The sequence below is a fragment of the Bradyrhizobium sp. UFLA05-125 genome (assembly GCF_059803515.1).
The window spans coordinates 1-1600 of the sequence record NZ_JBANBJ010000171.1 but is presented as its reverse complement, the minus strand read 5'-3'; the positions used below and the strand labels follow the sequence as shown (position 1 = coordinate 1600).

The 1600-nt window shown below is 51.9% G+C and carries 1 protein-coding gene and 1 pseudogene; both read right to left on the bottom strand.

The features are described from left to right. Window positions 1-743, bottom strand: a 743-nt coding sequence (locus SO156_RS45785; protein ID WP_498539457.1) for a glycosyltransferase family protein, incomplete at its 3' end; no start/stop codon positions are given. Between the two features lie 476 nt (window positions 744-1219). After that, window positions 1220-1600 (bottom strand): annotated as a pseudogene (locus SO156_RS45780) (hypothetical protein); the annotation flags it as partial.

Here is a 1600-nt window from a genome sequence, read left to right as displayed (position 1 = left end):
CTCTGAATATTGCCATAATGTAGCGCGGGGTAGACAATAACGCAGTTAAAGGCCGGACCGAGCCCGCCTTGAAAGGCAACATACGTTATGCACAACGTCGGCAAAATTACAGCTGCAGCCATGTAACTTGTCAGAGCAGATACATCAAATCGTCTTCCTTCAGTAAGCGCCAATAAGCCAGCTATCACTGCCAACGAACCTCGAGTCGGCGTAATCATTGCAGCCGCTCCTCCAGCCAAACCGGAGAAAATCACCCACGAAAGCCGACGCGTATGGATCCACATGAGTGCGCCGAAAAGCGCCGATATACAGAACAGCGTCGTAAACCAATGGTGGCTAACTTGCACCCAAGCGCCTTGCGACATAACGATGAAAGCGGCGACGGCGACAGCTGATGCTAACGTGCTGCGCGAGACACGAAGCGCTACGCAATAGAGAACGCAAGAAATTCCGACGAATGTGAAAGCTGCAAGCAAGCGCGCGGAGAAAAGTGAAACGTTGGTTAGTCCAAACCAGCCCGCAGTTAAGAGAAATCCACCTGGCGGCAGAAACTGAAAAAAATCGCGATAAAGCTTTTCGCCGCGAAGCAGGCGATCCGCACCTTGCAGGAGTACGCCTTCATCACCGAGCATGATAATGCTTCGCAGAAACGGCAAACAGCTCAACCCACTCAATACCGCGACTACGACGAGCGCGACGTGCCTGCCGCGGATCGCTATGGCAAATGACATATGTTCTTGCACGCCGCCGCTTCCCTAATTGCACCGAACAATGGCTTCGATAATCTCCCGTTACCGAACTATCAGTTTCTCTGTCTTTCGCGCTGTGTCGATTGACATGAGGTGCCGCCAAAATTAACCAGCGGACGCCGAAGCTTAGGTCACGAGCGATCCAATGTCCTGCAGCCTGGAAGGCTCTTGAACTACTGACCGAGCAGCTAACCGACACGGCCCCACTATCACCGTCTATCCGTGGATATCTCCGACTCCACTTGCCTTCCATTCAGCCACGTTACAGTTGCGCACCTCAACGTCGAGAACGCTCCCAATTGGAAGATTATTCCGTAAGATCTGTGTTATGGCACGTGCGGAAAGCCTGTTCGAGAGTACCCTATACTCCGCGAATGTGGCGTCGTAGCAATGACCCCGAGCTGCTACGCTCGTCTGATCGCTTTTAAGCGGCATTCCATTTCCCTGTCAGCTTTCTGTATCACAGCGTATCAATTGGAATGGGTTTCCGATGTCTGTGGCGTCCCGATACCAAAGATTGTTTCCGCCGCCTTGTAGCCAACCGCTGTCCAAGACATTTCGTTGATCCAAAACAGCTGAATATCATTGAGGCCTGCCTGCTGCATGAGTAACTCGACCTCATCCTTACGCCAATAATTTGCAATGCGCGGAATCATCTGGTCGAACACAATATGATGCAGATGGCGAAATGCGAATCCTCTAAGTAATCTGAAATATTCGACACGCGACAAGCCAAGGCGAAGGAATATCCAGACTAAGGCGGTCGGGACGTAAGCCAAATGCCGGACAATAGAAACGGGCATCCTGCTGAAGACATGGTTTCGCAATGGGTTCAGCACCCGGACGTAGTG